Source organism: Blautia sp. AF26-2 (assembly GCF_003460955.1).
GTDB lineage: Bacteria > Bacillota > Clostridia > Lachnospirales > Lachnospiraceae > Fusicatenibacter > Fusicatenibacter saccharivorans.
Genome location: NZ_QTWD01000001.1, coordinates 463444 through 478758, shown reverse-complemented (window position 1 = coordinate 478758; position 15315 = coordinate 463444). Strand labels below are relative to the sequence as shown.

The window sequence follows — 15315 nt, the reverse complement described above, 5'->3', positions numbered from 1 at the left end:
TCCTTTTCTTCTTTCAATCAGTCTCTTGTGATACCGAGACGCTGCAGCACCTCTTCCTGCTTTGCCTCCATCACGGCTGCTTCCTCCGGTGTCATATGATCATAACCCAGAAGATGCAGCATACTGTGTGCAACAAGAAAAGCAAATTCGCGTCTTAAAGAATGACCGTATTCCTCCGCCTGCGCTCTTGCGCGCGCAACAGAAATCACAATATCACCCAGCATCAGCTCACCGCTGTCCGGGTTAAAACAGTCATCTCCCTCTTCCGTCTCCAGAAAATCGAACGAAGCCGGAGAAGGATAATCTACCATCGGGAAAGAAAGCACGTCTGTCTCCCGGTCAATGTTTCTGTGTTCCCGGTTCATGGTGCGGATATTTTCCGGATCAGTCAGAATCAGTTCTACTTCTGCCTCATACGGGCACGCTTCCTGATCCAGCACACCATTGATTACCGCTGCTGCAACCTCTTCCGGATCAAATCCAAGGTCAAAATCCTGTTCATTTTCAAACGTCAGTGTCATTTATTTTCCCTCCGTTTTCTCGTCGTACTTTTTGCTCTGCCGCTGTGATTTTCCGGCTTTGCTTTCTTTTCATATTCATCGTAAGCCTGTACAATCTTCTGCACCAGCGGATGACGGACAACGTCCTTGCTCGTCAGCTCGCAGAAGGAAATTCCGTCTACTTTTTTCAGTACCTGCATTGCCACATCAAGGCCGGAGCGTGTACCGGAAGGAAGGTCCTTCTGAGAGGCATCTCCGGTTACAATGACTTTGGAACCGAAACCGATACGGGTCAGGAACATCTTCATCTGCGCCGGTGTCGTATTCTGTGCCTCATCAAGGATAATAAACGCATTGTCGAGCGTACGGCCTCGCATGTACGCGAGCGGCGCAACCTCAATCAGGCCTTTTTCCATGTTTTTCTGGAAGCTCTCTGCTCCCATGATCTGATACAGCGCGTCGTAGAGCGGCCGCAGATACGGGTCAATTTTACTCTGCAGGTCGCCAGGCAGGAAACCGAGTTTTTCACCCGCCTCAATTGCCGGACGCGTCAGGATAATACGGCCTACCTCATCGTTTCGGAATGCCGTGATCGCCATCGCCATCGCAAGGTACGTTTTTCCGGTTCCGGCAGGGCCGACGCCGAAGACGATCATCTTTTCCCGGATCGCATCCACGTACGCTTTCTGACCGAGTGTTTTCGGTTTGACCGGACGGCCTGCGACCGTGTGGCAGATGCAGTCACTGTCGATTTCAGCAAGGCTGCTTCCGCTGTCCTCCATAACAAGTGAGATTGCATAATTGACGTTCTGTGTGTTGATATCATTTCCGCGGCGTGAGAGCTCCAGAAGCTGTGTCAGACATTCCTTTGCGCGCGCTGCATTCGATGCCGGGCCCACAATTTTTAAAACGCCGTCCCGGGAGATCAGCGTAACCGCCAGGGATCTCTCCAGGATTTTGATGTGTTCATCAAACTGGCCGAATACTTTCTTTTCATGTTCGATGGGCAGTTCCATCTGCAGTTCTATCATGTTGTTATTGCTGTTCATCTACCATTGTTTCCTTTCCATCCGACATCTTCTGCATTTCGCAGGGCTGTGCTTCTACGGCCCGTTCTATCACGCGAAGTGTCCCTTTTGTGATACATGACGTATCGTTAAGTTCTATTGTAACATGATTCTCCGATATTTGAAGTCCTTTTTCTGACAAATTTCTGTGGAATTTCTGATAATTCTGCGAGGCTTTTTCTTTTGCCTCGTGTTCTGAGTAGGTTTCTTTCTGAACTTCAAAAGGAAATTTCTGACGGTAGCCGAAATAAAACGGAAGGGCAAAGTTTTCTGTCAGATAAAGCTGCTGAAGGGACACTTCCTCGTCTGCTCCATTTTCCCTTTTCTCTGTTTTCTGATCCGCCGTTCCGGTCATGCTCCGCAAACTCTCCACAAAATTCTCCGGCAGCAGATTTCCAAGGAAAAATCGGTAAGCAGAAATCTGGAATACCGGCGTTTTTTTCTCTGCTTTCTGATATGTCCGTACCGTATGGGAAAGCGGAAAGGTATCATAATAGTACCACGTCGTCTCAAGGTCAATATCCGCGTCTGCGTGAACATAAGAATAATCATACGTTTCCCCACTGTCATTCACAAGCGGAATCTCGCCCTTTACAAGAATGTCTCCCGCTTGACATGTATCACCGGGGAGCACCTGCGGAATGCCGTTCCGTGTGATAATACGCACGACCGTCCCTTCTTTTTTCGCCACAAGATTCTGCGGATCATCTGCTTTTTCTTCGATCACATAGCCGTCTACGTTTTCTTTTACCGCAAGGACAAGCTGCGTCCCTTCTATTTTTGCGGACACCCAGGTCAGATTCGGAAACTGCTCCCGCAAATACGATGCGGTCTGGCTGCAGTCCACACGTTTTTTCCAGCTTCCATGATGAATCCCGGCCGCGTCAAGGCTGTTTAAGATCGTCTGCGTACTGTTCGCGTAATTTCCTTCCACATGAATATTCCAGATGAACTGCGACAGCGTGTAAAGTCCCGCCAGGCAGAGAAAAATACCAATAAAAAATGCCTTTCTTTTTAAACTTCGCCGGTAAAAGAAAGGCAGTCCCTGTTTTTTCTGTATTCGGATGCGCACACCGCTCTTGCGGCGGATCGGCAGGAGGCGGAAAAAATCTTCCGGCAGAAGGCTCATCTCAAAGCAGCCCTGATGTTCTGTCACGTCCCACAGTGTGATGTTATGGTGCCCGCACAGATTGAAAAAGCGCTCCGGTTCACGGCCCGTCACACGAATCCGCACATTGCCTTTCCAGAAAACCTTTCCCCTCTGCAAACGCACACCCCCTTTTCAGCATTGGAATGATTGGAATCATTACACTTATTGAAACGTCGCCTGATCGATTCTCCCTTCCACCCGCATCTCCTCCCCGGAATACGAAACAATCCGGATTCCCTCTCCCACAAGGAGCAGCCTGCCATATTGTGTAAGCACACAGAGGCGGCACGCATTATATTCCAGAATCCTGCGGAAATTTTCAATCTGCACTTCTCTCCCGCCGTAAAACGTCACAACCGGCTCGCCAAAAGCAAGATCTGACGGAACCTGCATCGCCGAAAGCAGCTCCCCGCCCGGCGGATGGAGTGATTTTTTCTGCTTTTTCTTTTTTCGCATCCAAAACCTCCTCCGCTTTGCGGGTCTGCTTTTTGTTCTATCGCTATTTTATGCAGAAAAAAGCACAAAAATACCCCACAGCCGCTGGGGTTTCCTGCCCGATCAGGCTGCGGGGTTTCATTTCTCTTTTTTAAAAACATTTTTTGCAGGGTTCATACCCCTGGGCTTCTGCATTTTCTCTCGTCATCTGATATGCCCGATCCGGATTCATTCTGCCGCAGTTATTTTTGTTATGGTACTTCGATCCGGTCTCTGAAATCCACACGAGCTGTCCTCCATACGGATCCGATTCCTGCGGTGCTTCCGTTACCTGCGGTTCTTCGGCAGTCACTGCCGGCTGTGATTCTTCCGCTGCCTGCGTTTCGACGGTTTCTTCCGCCGCAGCTTCTATGGTTGGCTCAGGTGTCGGCGTCTCGGTCGGGTCAGCCGTTGGAGTTGGGGTAGCAGTCGGAGTCGGGGTAGCGGTCAGCGTTGGTGTTTCGGTCGGTGTTGCTGTCGGCGTTGGTGTTGATGTTTCAGTCGGGGTCGGCGTCGCTTTTTTCGTCGGCGCTGCCGTAACGCTGACGGAAACAGACTCTGCAGATGCCTTCTGTGTTTCCTTACTGCTGTACGTCACAGGTGTCAGCGCACAGGCGGAAACCAGCAGCAGCACAGGAAGCAGCACAGGAAGTGCTTTCGCCACATGAAACCGTTTCTTTATCGTATTCCAGGTAACCGGAAGCAAAAAGATTCCAAGCAGCAGCAGTGACAATGCATATGCCTTCTCCTCTTTCCAGTAACCGGCTCCCGCCAGCATCATCAGAATACCGAACAGATACCTGAGAAAATTTCCTGCCTTTCTCAGCATATTTCATTCCCCCTCTTGTGTATTTTCTGAATTTCTTACAGCGAAATCCTCTACTGTAAATACGTTTGAAAGAATGGAAAATTACATCACAGATTACGATTCTTTATAGAAAATCATGCTGAACCATATGACCATATGCTCGCCGAGGTAATAATCCATCATGTTTTTTTCAATCAGGTTTGCAACAACGATGCCGTGGCTCTCGATGCATGGATGCATCAGTTCAAGATGGCGGCAGCCGCCTCTCGGGTAGGTACATTTATCGCAGAGCTGGCAGGAATCAGAGGAAAGGGCGAAGGTGAGCAGGGTTTTGTCTTTTAAATGCTGCTCGATTTCGCGTGTGATTTTTTCGTGCTCCGATTTTGTTTTTAATGTCTCATCCATATCCATGATGTTGTCCACTTCTGCGATGCTGGAGAAGAACAGAACGTGATCGTAGTTCATGCAACGCTCCTTACAGACTTCAACAGTGCCGACCGCCGGCGGGCAGGACCAGGAGGCTCCGTAGCGGGAGCACTCCTTTTTGCAGATCTGGCGGACCCGGTCATTGAATTCGATGTCCTCCGGTTTTACAAATGCATACTGATAGATAGGAAACTGGGTAATATATTCTTCGATTTCTGTCTGTGTCATTTTGTCATCCCTTCTCTTTTGTTACAGATCTTTTTCCAGAAAAGCAAATACCATATTCCAGTACGTCTGGAGCATGCGCCCTCTGGTTCCAAACAATTCATGCTTTGCGCCCGGTACTTTTACCATTTTTGCCATGCCGGGACGGCGTTCTGCCATTTTCCGGATCATCCGCTCCTGGGCACGGTTGGACACAAGATGATCGTTCTCCGCCTGAAATAAAAGGACAGGAGCCTCGATCCGTTTCCATCCGCTCCGCATCAGATCGCGGTACAGATGTGCGGCGGCATGGAGCCATCCGTAAGAAGCGGCATTTAGGTGATACAGCGGCTCTTTTTCCCGCTTCTGCTGGTAATAGAGAAAGCGCGGACGGGAGAGGGACGAACTTTGTTTAAAGCTTTCGATTCCCTGGTATGGTTTCTGTCCTACCACATACTGTGTGCCTCGTTCTGTGGCACAGGCAAAAGCTGCGATCCGTTTTGCATCGGCGAACGGCACTTTTCCGGTCAGCGGACGGATCATCGGCGAACTCAAGACCACTTTCCGGAACAGATGCGGCGCTTTGGCGGCTGCTGCTGCTGCGATTCCGCCGCCCATCGAGTGAGAATAGAGAACGAGCGGAAGACCGCATGCCTCTGCTTTTGCTTTTCGTGCAACAAAGAGCAGATCTTCTACATAACGATGGTAGGAATCGACATAAACAAGCGACGGATCATCCACCAGACGGTAGCTCTTTCCGTGGCCGCAGTGTTCCGGCAGATAAACATGAAAATGCTCTTTGATAAAATAATACACGATCTCTTTATATTTCTCTGCATTTTCCGTAAAACCGTGTGAGATTACAACAACACCTCTCGGACGGAATGCGCGGTAACGAAGAACATGAATCGGATGACCGCTCTCCCTTTCCCAGTAAAATTCTTCTGCATGAGCGGCGAGGTACGGCTCCACACCATTCTGCATCCGCTCCGCATAATTTTTTTCCTGTAATACGCGTGTTCTCATTAGCAAATCACCTGCTTTCATCCAGATACGAAAGGATATCCTGAAGATTGTCGATGGTACAGTCCGGTGTAACTTCAATTTTGTTCGGAAGATGATCCGGGTTGTACCAGCAGGTCAGGATTCCTGCATTTTTTCCGCCGCGGATATCACTTGTGAGGGAGTCGCCGACGATCACAACCTCATCCGGTGCATAACTTCCGATTTCGTTCCATACCGCATCAAAAAAAGCCTTCTGCGGCTTGTCCACACCGACCTGTTCCGAGATAAAAACGCCGTCCAGAAGCTGATCAAGCCCGGAAAAGCGGAGTTTACGCTCCTGTGCAACAGTGGTTCCATTTGTTACTGCATACTGTTTTACGGTAGCTTTCAGCTGTTTTACCAGTTCATCTCCGTGATCGCAGAAGAAAGCCTTATCGCCGAGGCGGATCTGATATTCATCATTGAATACCTTTACCTGATCCGTCGGCAGTCCTTCCGATTCAAAAAATTCATGGAACCGTCCAAGCATCACCTGTTCTCTCGTAAGCTCTCCCGTCTCCAGCCGCTCCCAGTAACCGCGGTTGATCACGCTGTAGCGCTGCAGCATTTCGTCCGTGCAGGTTCCCATATGAAACTTGTTGAAACAGTACTCAATTGCATATCGTTCCGACATCTTAAAATTCAGAAGTGTTCCGTCGATGTCCCACAAAATTACTTTTATCAAAGAGAAATCCTCCCTTGGTTTCATTTGTATTTTCCAATTATCTGTTTTTCATTCTAGCATAGATTACAAATACGATCAATTGTATTTTAGGCATTGTATCTTTTGAGAAAAAGTGCTACGATAAAAAAGAATTTCCGTGAAAAAGAAAAGGAAGAAGGAAGAAACACTATGAAATTTACTTATCCAGCCGTTTTTCATAAAACCGAACAGGGAACCTACGAAGGTTATTTTCCAGATCTCGCCTGCTGCTATGCAAAAGGGGATACCCTCGACGAGGCGCTGGAAGATGCCATTCACTCCGCCTATGACTGGATCTCTCTGGAACTGACGGAAGAAGAACCTGATTTTCCGCCGGTATCGGATGTGGCAGATCTCGGGAAAAGCGAAGGTGAAATTGCAAGAAATATTGCCGTCAACATCCGGCTTTTTGAGGGATGGGACGAATAAGTTCAAAAAAGAGAAAGAAAACCGTATTGCTGCGATATTCGAAACGCGGCGATACGGTTTTCTTTTTATCTCTTCCAGGTTTTCAGCATCTCTTTTTCTTCTTTGCTGATCCGCAGCGACTCTCTGATTTTCTGAATTGTTTTGTTATGTGTCCAGTCATCGAGACTGTTTTCTTTCAGCAGTTTCTGTGTTTTTTCCGGAAAATGAATATAACAGATCGATACTGCCCAGGCGACGGCCATTTTTACGTAATAGCCATCGTGATGAATCTTTTTCATCTCCTCCAGCACAGCATCGATATACGCTTCGTTGATAAAAAAGTCCAGCAGACACACAACACCAAACCGGATTTCATATTCCCGGCTGCTTTTCAGCCATTTCTGCAGATATCCATACCAATACTCCTGGTCTTTCTTCATAAAATGGCACGTTGCACAGGAGCTGTCACAGATTCCCCAGCTGTTGATCATCGGCACGAAGCAGTCCAGTTCTGCCGTCTGTTCTGCACGGGTCAGCTTTCCGTAGCCGATCATCATTCCGCGGATCAGAAGCTCCTCGTAGACTTCCGGATTAAACTGTTCGGTATAAACTTCATAATGGTCTCTTGCTGTCGCTTTTGCAATCCGTCGCGAAACCGGAATGCGGACACCAAGAATCCGACAGTTCTGTCCCGGAACAAGAGAGCTGTGAAATTCCCGGTATTTTGCATCTATATTGCTTTCCAGTTCTGCCCGAATGGCCTGCATTACTTCCTGTTCCATATGATTTCCCCTCTCTTTTCTTTCTCTTTAAGATGTTTTACACGCTTTTTACAAATGTTTAACCCTGTTATTTCTGCACTTCTGATAAGATAAAATTAAAGTAAACGATAACATCCACCCTGCCAAATGCCAGATCTTTTCCGGCTGAAAGGTGAGTCTTATGAGAAAGAAATATACATTTTTTCAAAATATCCCATTCCTGTGCAAATTTCAGAAGCAGCCAGCCCTTGCAGAAGAAGCGCCAGTTGTTTCCACAACGCTGTCTATTCCGTTTTCCGGACCCGCAGAAAGATCCTTATATTTTACCGAAAACCCGGATTTTACCGCTCCCTCTGCCGGTATCCATTCCCGTCGTTTTCCGGGAAGCCGGATCTTTCTATATTCCAGCGATCCCGAGCACGATCTTGCGGCAGTTCCATCCTCTCTTTTCGATGTGCTGCACCGCTATTTTGCCGTCCATTCACCGGATGATGTCGTTTTATGGAAAGATGGCATTCTCTCCTTCCAGACCATGGAAAATCAGCCGCAGCCGTTGACTGCTCTTTGTACACCGGATGATGCACGGGATTCCAAAATCATTCCGTTCCCCACACTGTCAGAACGGCAGCGCATTTCACAGTAACTGCTATTTAGCCAAACCAGCAGGAGCATGATGGAAAATACCCCTTTCCGTCATGCTCCATTTTTTACTTAATTCCGAGAATTCCACTAATCCGCTCTTTCGAAAGCCCCGCGCCGATTACAATCAGCACTTCCTGGCTCTCCGGCACTGCCTGGAATGTCATCTGTTCCCGCGTCGCATTGATTTCGCTCCACACAGTTTCGCCCGTCTTTACAATTCCTTTGATCCGGAATACATTGCCGCATGATGGATTCGCAAAGATTGCTTCTGCTGCCTTTTTCAGCGCTTCTTCCGTAATCTTCGGCTCCAGAAAGCAGAGCGAATCAAATATCTGCTGCTCGCCGAAATCCAGCTTCCGGTAATCCTCCGAACGGTAACTGCATTCGGAGAGCATTTTGAAATCATCCTCTGTCAGATCATCCCAGTTTTTCTGTAAAATTTCTGCATCAGAAAACTGTCTTCTGCAGCCTGCCTGCTCGAGCGTGCGGTTCAGATGGGCAATCGTTTCTTCTTTCTTTTCCTCCGAAACATTCTGTACTTTGCTCAGCACGATTTTACCAGCGTTCGCCGCCTCGGAAGCCAGCAGATACTCTTCTTCCTCCGACAGCTTCTCATCGAGCCCGGCATCCAGAATCGTGATGACGCTTCCCGCCTCATACCAGCGGTTCAGCGGCTCGTCGTACAGCGTGTCAAAGAACTCATCCACATCGTAAATCCCCGACGGTTCCACGAGAATGCGGTCGTAGCCGCTCATGCCCATCGAGATCAGTTTCGTGCGGAACCGTCTGCGGTGTGTCTCTTTGTCGCATCCGCCGGAAATCATCTCCAGCTCGCACTGATCTCCGCGCAGTTCCTGTAGAAGCAGCATATCCACATTGACTGCCCCAAAATCATTCTCCAGGATGCCGATGTTCTTTCCCTGTGCCATCAGATACTTTGCGTACTGTTTCAAAAAAGTCGTCTTCCCTGAGCCAAGGAAGCCTGTAATCAGATCAATTTTAATCATTTCTGCTGTCCTTTCTGCTGTCTTTTTCCGTCTGCAGCCTGCGGAGCTTCGAACACTCTATTTTCGTCTGCGCTCTTTGCCGGTAAATGTATCGATGTCTATGCGCCATACGGCAACGCGCTCCACCATCTCCGGCAGAAAAGCGATCTTCGCCTCCGGTGCGATATGCGCCATGATTTTTTCCAGGCCTTTCTTCTTTACCTCCGGATCTGTCACCTCCGTGATGGTTCCGTTTCCCATGATACTGCGGTACGCATAGGAATACGCACACGTATAGTCACCTGTAATCACTTCATGGTTGTAATCCATCTCCACCGCCACGCGCGGATCCGCTGCAAATGCAGCCGCCTTCCGCCCTTCTTTTGCCCCATGCAGGTACAGACAGACGTGAAGAGTTCCATCTTCTTCCCGGACATCATATCCATAATTCATCGGCACGATAAACATGCCTTCCTCATCCATCGCCCCGATCCGCACAACCTCGCAGCTTTCCAGAATTTCTCTTAAAATTTCAGGATCTGTAATCTCCCGCTTTTTTAAACGCATTTCACGCATCGCAATCACACCTCTCTTATTCGCAGCTATTTATGATATGGCTCCCCGCAGTTAATGCGGTAGCTCCGGTAAATCTGTTCCAGCAGAATAACCCGCATCAACTGATGCGGAAATGTCATTTTCGAAAAACTGAGCGCATAGTTCGAACGCTTCAGAACTTCCTCGCCAAGCCCTAAGGAACCACCGATCACAAAAATAATATGGCTCGTTCCCTGCACGCCGAGCGTATCTATTTTCTGGGCCAGCTCCTCGGATGTGAGCTGTTTTCCCTTAATTTCCAATGTAATCAGATAAGCGTCATCCCGGATATATTTGAGAAGGCGCTCTGCTTCTTTATTTTTGATATTCGTCTCTACGGTTTCACTCGCGTTGTCCGGCGTTTTTTCATCCGCCACCTCGATAATTTCCAGCTTTGCATAGCGGCTGAGGCGCTTCGAATACTCGGCGATCGCATCCCGCAAATATTTCTCTTTGATTTTTCCTACTGTTAATATCGTAATTTTCATTCTGTAATCTTAAAACCCTTTCGGATATCTGTCAAAAACACCAAAAGCCATATAGATCACTTTTTGTCCGCGTCTATATGGCTTTTAGTTTAGAAAAGCAATGCCTTATGCATTTTTGCTTTTGATATACTCATCAATTCCTTTAGCTCCGGCTTTTCCGGCACCCATAGCGAGGATAACGGTTGCTGCACCTGTTACAGCGTCACCGCCGGCGTAAACGCCCTCTTTGCTGGTCTTTCCGGTTTCTTCCTCAGCTACGATACATTTTCTTCTGTTGACATCCAGACCGTAGGTGGTGGAAGAAATCAGCGGGTTCGGGGAAGTACCAAGAGACATGATAACTTCGTCTACTTCAATTTCGAACTCAGATCCTGGAATCTCAACCGGTCTTCTTCTTCCGGAAGCGTCCGGCTCGCCAAGTTCCATACGGATGCAGCGGATACCGGTTACCCAGTCTTTGTCGTCGGTCAGAATTTCTACCGGGTTGGTCAGAAGGTCGAAGATGATACCTTCCTCTTTTGCATGATGAACTTCCTCTGCACGGGCCGGAAGCTCTGCCTCAGAACGACGGTAAATAACGTGTACCTCTGCGCCGAGACGAAGTGCGGTTCTTGCAGCGTCCATAGCTACGTTGCCGCCGCCGACTACAGCAACTTTCTTGCCGTGTGCGATCGGGGTATCGTAATCATCGCGGAATGCTTTCATCAGGTTGTTTCTGGTCAGGAACTCGTTTGCGGAGAATACGCCGTTTGCGTTCTCACCCGGGATTCCCATGAACATCGGAAGGCCTGCACCGGAACCGATGAAGACTGCTTCAAATCCTTCGTCTTTTAACAGCTCGTCGATGGTAACGGATTTTCCGATGATAACGTTGGTCTCAATTTTAACACCGAGAGATTTTACGTTCTCGATTTCAGCGGCAACTACTTTGTCTTTCGGAAGACGGAACTCCGGAATACCGTAGCTTAATACACCGCCGGCTTTGTGAAGTGCCTCGAAGATGGTTACATCGTAGCCAAGTTTTGCAAGGTCTCCTGCGCAGGTAAGACCTGCAGGGCCGGAACCGATAACCGCGATCTTGTGGCCGTTTTTCTCTGCTGCCGGAACCGGTTTGATACCGTTTTCTTTTGCCCAGTCAGCAACGAAACGCTCCAGTTTACCGATGGAAACAGCGTCGCCTTTGATTCCGCGGACACATTTGCCCTCGCACTGGCTCTCCTGCGGACATACACGGCCGCAGACTGCCGGGAGTGCACTGGACTCACCGATAATTTTGTATGCTTCCTCGAAGTTTCCTTCTTTTACCTGTGCAATGAATGCCGGAATGTTGATATTAACCGGGCATCCTGTGATACATTTTGCATTTTTACAGCCCAGGCAGCGCTGTGCTTCTTCTACTGCTTCGTCTTTGTTGTATCCAAGACATACCTCGTCAAAATTTGTGGCACGTACCTTCGGCTCCTGCTCACGTACCGGTACTCTGTTTAATCCCTTTGCCATTATTTGTCACCTCCGCACTGGCCGCATCCACCGTGATGGGTTGCGCCTTCCTGGTATCTTAAGAGAGCTCTTCCCTCTTCTGTCTTATACATCTGCTGACGTTTCATAGCCAGGTCGAAGTCTACCAGATGACCGTCAAACTCCGGTCCGTCTACGCAGGCAAATTTTACTTCATTACCTACCATCAGACGACAGGCACCGCACATACCGGTTCCGTCTACCATGATCGGGTTCATGCTGACAACGGTCGGGATGTTCAGTTCTTTTGTCAGAAGACATACGAATTTCATCATGATCATCGGTCCGATGGCAACACAGACATCATACTGTTTGCCCTGGTTCTGTACAAGGTCGCGGAGTACATCGGTACCCATACCTTTTCTTACGTAAGAACCATCGTCTGTGGTTATGTACAGATTGCTGACAGCAGACATTTCTTTCTCGAGAATAACGAGATCTTTTGTCTTTGCTCCGACAATGGCGTCAGCAGTGATTCCATGCTCATGCAGCCATTTTAACTGCGGGTAAACCGGTGCAGTTCCAACACCGCCGGCTACGAATACGATCCGTTTTTTCTTCAGTTCTTCGATATCTTCGCTGCAGAACTCGGACGGCTGCCCCAGAGGTCCTACGAAATCCATGAAAGCATCTCCCGCTTTGAGATCTTTCATTTTTTTGGTAGATTCTCCGATCGGCATGAATACGATGGTGATAGTTCCTGCTTCTCTATCGTAATCACAAATGGTCAGAGGAATTCTTTCTCCTTCTTCATCTGCCTTGACAATAACAAACTGTCCAGGGAGGCAGTGCTGTGCTACTCGCGGTGCTTCTACTACCATACGGTAGATGTTATTCGCGAGCATTTCCGCTTCTTGAATCTTGTACATAATATCCTCCTAATCTTGTTAGAAATATTTTAACAAAAGCACGACTTGGATTTTCGCGCATTTTATGTTAATACTTTATCACGTTTCCGGTTATTTGTAAACAACGGACAACATCTTTTCCCATCATCCGTGTTCCTCCAGATAATTTTCGAACTGTTCCATGGACATCAGAACTTTTCTCGGCTTAGTTCCTTCCTCCGGTCCTACGACACCGGCATCCGCGAGCTGGTCCATGATTCTGGCCGCGCGGTTGAAACCGATTTTCAGCACTCTCTGGAGCATGCCGATCGATGCCTTATCTTTTTCGATGATAAATTTTCCGGCTTCCACGAAGTAATTATCGCGGTTATCTCCGCCGCCTGCGGCAGAACCGCCATCCAGGCTTACGGTGTGAATCCGTTTTTCGATATCCGGATCATAAGCGTTCTCGCCGTAGTGATCTTTTAAGTAGGCAACGACATCGCTGACCTCTTTATCCGAAACAAAGGATCCCTGCAGACGGGCCGGTTTCTGGTAATCCTGCGGCTTGTAGAGCATATCGCCTTTTCCAAGCAGTTTTTCCGCACCTCCCATGTCGAGGATCGTACGGGAATCTACGCTGGAAGAAACCGAGAATGCAATACGGGACGGCATATTTGCCTTGATAAGACCAGTGATGACATTGACGGAAGGTCTCTGTGTTGCAATAATCAGATGGATGCCGGCCGCACGGGCAAGCTGTGCCAGACGGCAGATCGCATCCTCCACTTCTCCCGGCGCAACCATCATCAGGTCGGCAAGCTCATCCACGATAATGACGATCTGCGGCAGTTTTTCCGGTTTTTTGCCGTTTTCATCCGGCGGCAGCTCGGCAACTTTTGCATTGTAGCCTTTCATATCGCGCACGTTGAATTCCGCAAATTTGTTATAACGGTCTGTCATCTCCGCAACCGCCCAGTTCAGAGCTCCGGAAGCCTTTTTCGGGTCTGTGACAACAGGAATAAAAAGGTGCGGAATGCCGTTATAAACAGAAAGCTCAACGACCTTCGGGTCGATCATGATCAGTTTGACGTCTTCCGGTTTTGCCTTATAAATAATACTCATAATCAGTGTGTTGATGCAGACCGATTTACCGGAACCGGTCGCACCGGCGATCAGAAGATGAGGCATTTTCGCGATATCTGCGATGACCGGCTGACCGGAGATGTCTTTTCCGACAGCAAAGGCCAGATTCGAAGAAAAGTTCTTAAACTCCGGTGTTTCAAGAAGATCACGCAGCATCACGGCCGTGTTCGTCTTATTTGGAACCTCGATTCCGACTGCGGATTTTCCCGGGATCGGTGCCTCAATGCGGACATCTGCTGCTGCAAGACTCAGCTTGATATCGTCGGTCAATCCGACAATCCGGCTTACTTTCACGCCCTGTTCCGGCATCAGCTCATACCGTGTGACGGTCGGTCCGCAGCTTACGTTATTGACTGTAACTTTGACACCGAAGCTGTCCAGCGTCTCCTCCAGTTTCCGCGCTACTTCCCGCAGATGCGCATCGGAATCGCCCATGGCACCGCGCGTCCCTTTTTTCAGTAGATTCATCGGCGGTGTTTTGTACTCCGGCCGCTTTTCCTCTGCTTTTTTCCCGATTTCCTGACGAATGCCGTCTATATCCGCCTCGATCTCTTCACAGGAAGACCGCGGATTTCTCGTATGATCCGCAGACGTTTTCTCTTTTTTCGCCTCTTCTGCAGCTTGCCGTGTCATCTCCGGTTCTGTCTTTTCCGGCTCTTCAGCCGGCACAGAACCACGGTGAATCGAAAGCTCCGGCATCTCCATCTGATGGGTATCGTCGTTTTCGTTTAAATCAGCCTTCGATTCCACATGAGAAAGAAGGCGGGATTTCTTTTTCTTCCCGGCTTTTTTCGGTTCCTCCACTGGCTCAAGAATCAGCTCTTTTCCTTCCTCTTCCTCCATCGCAGCTTGGCGCGCCAGACGCTCCTGGCGGCGCTCCTCCGCCATCCGGCGGTGGTCATTCGTCTTTTCATGGATCGGCGCGAGAATCGGCTTCTGCGTCATCACGATCACGGAAATCACGATGGCGATCACAATAATCACCCACGCGCCGATCTGGCCGAATCCCATGCCGAGAATTTTCACGACAGACCCTCCTAAGATTCCTCCGCCGAGATGATCGTAGGCGCTGTCAAAATAGTAATCCAGAAATGTCGTATCTCTCGTATAGCCGGACGCCAGAAGCTGCATAAAAGCGCAGAAAAAGACGAAGCAGCTGATCGCTCCCCCGGTTTTCCGCACAATTAAAAAGTTCTGTCTGTTTGCTATGTAAAATGCTGTTCCAAAGAAGATCAGAACCGGTGCTGCCCACTCTGTCACGCCGAAAAGGCCGAAAAAGAAGTCGCAGACAGCCTGTCCGATCACGCCGCCCATACCGAAATTACTGAGCATCAGCAGAATCGAAACAGCAAGCACGGAAAGCAGAATAATTTCTGCGCGCACTCCCTCGTCCATCGGCTCACGGACTGTGTTTTTCCTTGTGCCGGAGGTACGTTTTGCGGTACTGCTCTTTTTCGCCGTTGTTTTTCTGGCCGTTGTTTGGGTCTGTTTCTTTTTTGCTGTTCCGGAAGCAGAAGTTTTTTTCTTTGTCTTCCCGCTTCCCTTTGTTGTATTTGCCATGCAGAACTT

At 48.8% G+C, this 15315-nt stretch carries 17 protein-coding genes; 2 read left to right on the top strand and 15 right to left on the bottom strand.

Translation table 11 applies throughout. The annotated features are described in order from the left end of the window. Nucleotides 1–17: 17 nt before the first annotated feature. The 8 genes from ybeY to DWY63_RS02330 all read right to left on the bottom strand — a co-directional run bounded on the left by ybeY (nucleotide 18) and on the right by DWY63_RS02330 (nucleotide 6358). Nucleotides 18–521 (bottom strand): rRNA maturation RNase YbeY, encoded by a 504-nt coding sequence (ybeY, locus tag DWY63_RS02365; protein WP_055228185.1) that lies wholly within the window; start codon nucleotides 519–521, stop codon nucleotides 18–20. Beyond that, nucleotides 518–1549 (bottom strand): PhoH family protein, encoded by a 1032-nt coding sequence (locus DWY63_RS02360; protein ID WP_055267861.1) that lies wholly within the window; start codon nucleotides 1547–1549, stop codon nucleotides 518–520. Before DWY63_RS02360 ends, ybeY begins: the two co-directional genes overlap by 4 nt. Further along, a complete protein-coding gene (locus DWY63_RS02355) occupies nucleotides 1536–2834 on the bottom strand; it encodes a sporulation protein YqfD (RefSeq protein WP_158554949.1) in 1299 nt (432 codons plus the stop codon). The genes DWY63_RS02360 and DWY63_RS02355 overlap by 14 nt, the downstream gene beginning before the upstream one ends. Nucleotides 2835–2879: 45 nt before the next feature. Then, nucleotides 2880–3173 carry a YabP/YqfC family sporulation protein gene (locus DWY63_RS02350; RefSeq protein WP_055267857.1) on the bottom strand — a complete coding sequence of 98 codons (294 nt, stop codon included), beginning with the start codon at nucleotides 3171–3173 and terminating at the stop codon, nucleotides 2880–2882. Nucleotides 3174–3303: 130 nt separating this feature from the next. Further along, nucleotides 3304–4020, bottom strand: coding sequence for a hypothetical protein (locus DWY63_RS18655; RefSeq protein ID WP_055217959.1), 717 nt, complete (start codon nucleotides 4018–4020; stop codon nucleotides 3304–3306). A gap of 93 nt (nucleotides 4021–4113) precedes the next feature. Then, nucleotides 4114–4653 carry a DUF2284 domain-containing protein gene (locus DWY63_RS02340; RefSeq protein ID WP_055217961.1) on the bottom strand — a complete coding sequence of 180 codons (540 nt, stop codon included), beginning with the start codon at nucleotides 4651–4653 and terminating at the stop codon, nucleotides 4114–4116. 21 nt (nucleotides 4654–4674) lie between these two features. Next, a complete protein-coding gene (locus DWY63_RS02335; protein WP_055267855.1) occupies nucleotides 4675–5655 on the bottom strand; it encodes an alpha/beta fold hydrolase in 981 nt (326 codons plus the stop codon). A gap of 7 nt (nucleotides 5656–5662) precedes the next feature. After that, entirely contained in the window at nucleotides 5663–6358 is a 696-nt protein-coding gene (locus DWY63_RS02330; protein WP_055217965.1) for a YjjG family noncanonical pyrimidine nucleotidase, read from the bottom strand. Nucleotides 6359–6526: 168 nt separating this feature from the next. Here DWY63_RS02330 and DWY63_RS02325 point away from each other — a divergent pair, with 168 nt between their 5' ends. Continuing rightward, nucleotides 6527–6805 carry a type II toxin-antitoxin system HicB family antitoxin gene (locus DWY63_RS02325; protein WP_055228190.1) on the top strand — a complete coding sequence of 93 codons (279 nt, stop codon included), beginning with the start codon at nucleotides 6527–6529 and terminating at the stop codon, nucleotides 6803–6805. A gap of 65 nt (nucleotides 6806–6870) precedes the next feature. Here DWY63_RS02325 and DWY63_RS02320 read toward each other — a convergent pair whose 3' ends face one another. Continuing rightward, nucleotides 6871–7566: a DNA alkylation repair protein gene (locus DWY63_RS02320; RefSeq protein ID WP_055217969.1), complete on the bottom strand. Its 696-nt coding sequence runs from the start codon at nucleotides 7564–7566 to the stop codon at nucleotides 6871–6873. 160 nt (nucleotides 7567–7726) lie between these two features. Between DWY63_RS02320 and DWY63_RS02315 the strand changes: the two genes are divergently transcribed. After that, a complete protein-coding gene (locus tag DWY63_RS02315) occupies nucleotides 7727–8188 on the top strand; it encodes a hypothetical protein (protein ID WP_055217971.1) in 462 nt (153 codons plus the stop codon). A 64-nt stretch (nucleotides 8189–8252) separates the two neighbouring features. On the opposite strand, the gene DWY63_RS02310 is transcribed toward DWY63_RS02315, so the two are convergent. The 6 genes from DWY63_RS02310 to DWY63_RS02285 form a co-directional block, all read right to left on the bottom strand. Further along, nucleotides 8253–9194: a GTP-binding protein gene (locus tag DWY63_RS02310; protein ID WP_117801102.1), complete on the bottom strand. Its 942-nt coding sequence runs from the start codon at nucleotides 9192–9194 to the stop codon at nucleotides 8253–8255. Between the two features lie 57 nt (nucleotides 9195–9251). Continuing rightward, nucleotides 9252–9749, bottom strand: a complete 498-nt coding sequence (locus DWY63_RS02305) for a pyridoxamine 5'-phosphate oxidase family protein (RefSeq protein WP_022462564.1) — start codon at nucleotides 9747–9749, stop codon at nucleotides 9252–9254. A gap of 26 nt (nucleotides 9750–9775) precedes the next feature. Further along, nucleotides 9776–10255, bottom strand: a complete 480-nt coding sequence (gene rlmH, locus DWY63_RS02300; RefSeq protein ID WP_022462565.1) for a 23S rRNA (pseudouridine(1915)-N(3))-methyltransferase RlmH — start codon at nucleotides 10253–10255, stop codon at nucleotides 9776–9778. A 105-nt stretch (nucleotides 10256–10360) separates the two neighbouring features. After that, nucleotides 10361–11755, bottom strand: a complete 1395-nt coding sequence (gene gltA, locus DWY63_RS02295; protein ID WP_022462566.1) for an NADPH-dependent glutamate synthase — start codon at nucleotides 11753–11755, stop codon at nucleotides 10361–10363. Beyond that, nucleotides 11755–12642, bottom strand: coding sequence for a sulfide/dihydroorotate dehydrogenase-like FAD/NAD-binding protein (locus DWY63_RS02290; RefSeq protein ID WP_055217977.1), 888 nt, complete (start codon nucleotides 12640–12642; stop codon nucleotides 11755–11757). Before DWY63_RS02290 ends, gltA begins: the two co-directional genes overlap by 1 nt. A 123-nt stretch (nucleotides 12643–12765) precedes the next feature. Next, nucleotides 12766–15306: an FtsK/SpoIIIE family DNA translocase gene (locus DWY63_RS02285; protein ID WP_117801099.1), complete on the bottom strand. Its 2541-nt coding sequence runs from the start codon at nucleotides 15304–15306 to the stop codon at nucleotides 12766–12768. Between the last annotated feature and the right edge of the window lie 9 nt (nucleotides 15307–15315).

Bases quoted from the DNA above. Each gene is read 5' to 3' on its own strand.
- ybeY (WP_055228185.1), bottom strand. From the start codon at position 521: ATGACACTGACGTTTGAAAATGAACAGGATTTTGACCTTGGATTTGAT.
- DWY63_RS02360 (WP_055267861.1), bottom strand. From the start codon at position 1,549: ATGAACAGCAATAACAACATGATAGAACTGCAGATGGAACTGCCCATC.
- DWY63_RS02350 (WP_055267857.1), bottom strand. From the start codon at position 3,173: ATGCGAAAAAAGAAAAAGCAGAAAAAATCACTCCATCCGCCGGGCGGG.
- DWY63_RS18655 (WP_055217959.1), bottom strand. From the start codon at position 4,020: ATGCTGAGAAAGGCAGGAAATTTTCTCAGGTATCTGTTCGGTATTCTG.
- DWY63_RS02340 (WP_055217961.1), bottom strand. From the start codon at position 4,653: ATGACACAGACAGAAATCGAAGAATATATTACCCAGTTTCCTATCTAT.
- DWY63_RS02335 (WP_055267855.1), bottom strand. From the start codon at position 5,655: ATGAGAACACGCGTATTACAGGAAAAAAATTATGCGGAGCGGATGCAG.
- DWY63_RS02325 (WP_055228190.1), top strand. From the start codon at position 6,527: ATGAAATTTACTTATCCAGCCGTTTTTCATAAAACCGAACAGGGAACC.
- DWY63_RS02320 (WP_055217969.1), bottom strand. From the start codon at position 7,566: ATGGAACAGGAAGTAATGCAGGCCATTCGGGCAGAACTGGAAAGCAAT.
- DWY63_RS02315 (WP_055217971.1), top strand. From the start codon at position 7,727: ATGAGAAAGAAATATACATTTTTTCAAAATATCCCATTCCTGTGCAAA.
- DWY63_RS02310 (WP_117801102.1), bottom strand. From the start codon at position 9,194: ATGATTAAAATTGATCTGATTACAGGCTTCCTTGGCTCAGGGAAGACG.
- DWY63_RS02305 (WP_022462564.1), bottom strand. From the start codon at position 9,749: ATGCGTGAAATGCGTTTAAAAAAGCGGGAGATTACAGATCCTGAAATT.
- rlmH (WP_022462565.1), bottom strand. From the start codon at position 10,255: ATGAAAATTACGATATTAACAGTAGGAAAAATCAAAGAGAAATATTTG.
- gltA (WP_022462566.1), bottom strand. From the start codon at position 11,755: ATGGCAAAGGGATTAAACAGAGTACCGGTACGTGAGCAGGAGCCGAAG.
- DWY63_RS02290 (WP_055217977.1), bottom strand. From the start codon at position 12,642: ATGTACAAGATTCAAGAAGCGGAAATGCTCGCGAATAACATCTACCGT.
- DWY63_RS02285 (WP_117801099.1), bottom strand. From the start codon at position 15,306: ATGGCAAATACAACAAAGGGAAGCGGGAAGACAAAGAAAAAAACTTCT.